Source organism: Paraconexibacter sp., from assembly GCF_041602235.1.
In the GTDB taxonomy this organism is placed as follows: domain Bacteria; phylum Actinomycetota; class Thermoleophilia; order Solirubrobacterales; family Solirubrobacteraceae; genus Paraconexibacter.
In genome coordinates this window covers 1-2,487 of record NZ_JBFIGP010000411.1, presented here as the reverse complement: position 1 = coordinate 2,487, position 2,487 = coordinate 1, and the positions used below count along the sequence as shown (strand labels likewise).

Annotated in this window: 3 protein-coding genes; 2 read left to right on the top strand and 1 reads right to left on the bottom strand. The window is 72.5% G+C overall.

What is annotated here, in order from left to right:
• Positions 1-239, top strand: a 239-nt coding sequence (locus ABYE80_RS19745; RefSeq protein ID WP_372792018.1) for a hypothetical protein, incomplete at its 5' end; no start/stop codon positions are given.
• Between the two features lie 27 nt (positions 240-266).
• Here ABYE80_RS19745 and ABYE80_RS19740 read toward each other — a convergent pair.
• Positions 267-1,673, bottom strand: a complete 1,407-nt coding sequence (locus ABYE80_RS19740; protein WP_372792017.1) for a cytochrome P450 — start codon at positions 1,671-1,673, stop codon at positions 267-269.
• Between the two features lie 118 nt (positions 1,674-1,791).
• On the opposite strand from ABYE80_RS19740, the gene ABYE80_RS19735 reads away from it, so the two are divergent.
• Positions 1,792-2,487: alpha/beta fold hydrolase (locus ABYE80_RS19735; RefSeq protein ID WP_372792016.1), on the top strand; the 696-nt coding region annotated here is incomplete at its 3' end.

The window sequence follows — 2,487 nt, the reverse complement described above, 5'->3', positions numbered from 1 at the left end:
GGTCGCCTCGCCTGCGACGCGACCCCGAGCCCGAGGACCTCGACGCCTACCTGCTCGGCGTCGCGCTGGAGCACCTCGCCTCCCCGCAGCGGCGGGCGGCGCTCGGGATCCGCGGTCCCGGCGAGGCACACGCCTACGCCTTCGCGCAGCGCCCCGAGGATCGGGTCGGGATCCTGCGGATGCTCGCCTCGGAGCTGCTGGGCGAGGACCCGGACCCGCCCCGGGCGCTGCGCGCCTGACGCGGGTCCGGCGCGGAGGTTCGCGCCTCAGGCGCGCCCGGTCACCACCACCCGCCCTCCGCGGGCGGGGACCATCGTGACGTTGCGGTGACGGGCGTGCTCGGGCTCGGGCCGGTCCGCCTCCAGGTCCAGGCGGCGGACCATCGCCTCGAGCACGACGCGCTGCTCGGCCATCGCCAGGGCGGCGCCCAGGCAGCGCCGGATGCCCCCGCCGAACGGGATCCACTCGTAGGTACCGGGCTTGTGGCCGATCCACCGCTCGGGACGGAACGAGAACGGATCGGGGTAGAGGTCCTCGCGGTGATGCAGGAGCAGGATGCTCATCGTGATCGGTGTCCCCGCGGGCACGCCGTACTCGCCCAGCCGCCAGGGAACGGTCACGCGGCGCCCGATGATGGGGATCACGGGACGCACACGCATCCCCTCGAGGATCGCGGCCTCGACCTGCGCCTCGCGGTCGTCGGCGTCACCGCGGACCGCGTCGCGCAGGCGCGAGTGGGCGTCCGGGAAGCGCAGCAGCCGCTCCCACGTCCAGGCCAGCGAGTTCGCCGTGGTCTCGTGGCCGGCGAGGACGAGCGTCAGCAGTTCGTCGCGCAGCTCCTTGTCGGTGAGCGCCTCCCCCTCGTCGGTCCGGGCGCGCATGAGCAGCGACATGACGTCGCGGCGCTCGCCCAGATCGGACTCCGCGCGGCGCTTGCTGATGACCGCGTACGTCGCCCGGTCGAGGATGCTCATCCCGACCTTCACGCCGCCGACGGGCTCGTCGCGACCGACGTTCATGTACTCCGACACCTTCGCGAGCGGCATCGTGGAGCTTGCGAGCAGACCCACGAGCGCCGTCCGGAACCGCCATTCGGCGCTGCCCCGCGGCGGCCGGCCCTCGATGCCGAAGATCCCGGACATGATCACGTCGAGCGTGATCGCCTGCATCCGCGGCGCGAGGGCGAACGGCTTGCCGACCGGCCAGCGGTCGAGCTCACGTTCCGTGACCGCGCTGATCATGCTCACGTAGTCGGCGATCGCCTCCCCGTGGAAGGGCGGCAGCAGCAGCTTGCGCTGGCGCATGTGCCGCTCGCCGAGCGCGGTGAGCGTGGAGTTCGGACCCACGATCGGCCGCAGCGGCGACTCGCCGGTGAGCGACGGCGCCTGATCGGGCTTCGCCGTGAACAGCGACTTCACGTGGTCCGGGTGCGAGGTGATGACCGGTCGCCCAGCCACCACCCCGTGCGCCTGGAAGGTCTGGCCCAGCTTGCGGTTCCACTCGAACACGTACTGGATCTGACGGGTCGTGAACCGGGCGACCTGCGCGATGCGCGGCAGGGGGATGCGCGGCGGCGCCGAGAGGCTCGCGAGCTCGTCCTCGCTGATCGGTCCTGCCGGCGAGGCGAGCGCTTCGCCGATGAGCACGGTGGGGGCGTTCTCGAGGAGGGCCATGCCTCAACCGTGACATGGATCGATGTCACGGTCAAGCTGGGGGCCGCCGTGCCCTGCCCGTCACGACCCGGCGCCCGGCCCCGCCCACCTCGCATAGAGTCGGGCTGCGCCGCGCACGATGCACGTTCCCACCACCTCCCCACTCCAGGACCCGCCGTCCGACTACTGCCCACCCGGCAGCGAGCGCTGGTTCACGATCCCGGACGGCCTGGACGCGGGCAAGACGCTCTTCTACTACGACCATCACACGGCGCCGGGCACCGCGCCACAGGCCACCGTGCTGTTCGTCCACGGCAACCCGGAGTGCTCGTACACGTACCGCGCCATCCGCGACGGGCTGATCGCCTCCGGCCGGCCGCTGCGGCTCGTGGCCATGGACCACGTCGGGTTCGGCCTGTCGGACCAGGCCGACTTCGAGATGGTCGACCAGCACCACGCGGCGAACGTCCTGCAGCTCGTCCGCCACCTCGACCTGCAGGACGTCGTGCTGGTCGTCCACGACTGGGGCGGGCCCATCGGCATCGGCGCGCTGCTCGAGGACCCGGACCGCGTCAGCGGGCTGCTGGTGATGAACACCACCGTCTTCCCGATGCCGTCCGACGGGCACACCTACACCAACTACCCGTTCCCCTGGCTGCCCTGGTACCTCACGCCGCGCCTGATCCCCGACCGGCTCTGGGGCGGCGTCGCCGCCGCCGTCGTCTGCCACGCGCACCCGCAGGGCACGGCGACCTTCCTGCGGACGACCGCGACCTGGCTGACGCGGCATGCCCGGGGGACCGTCCCGCCCGGCACCCCGGAGCACGTCTTCTCG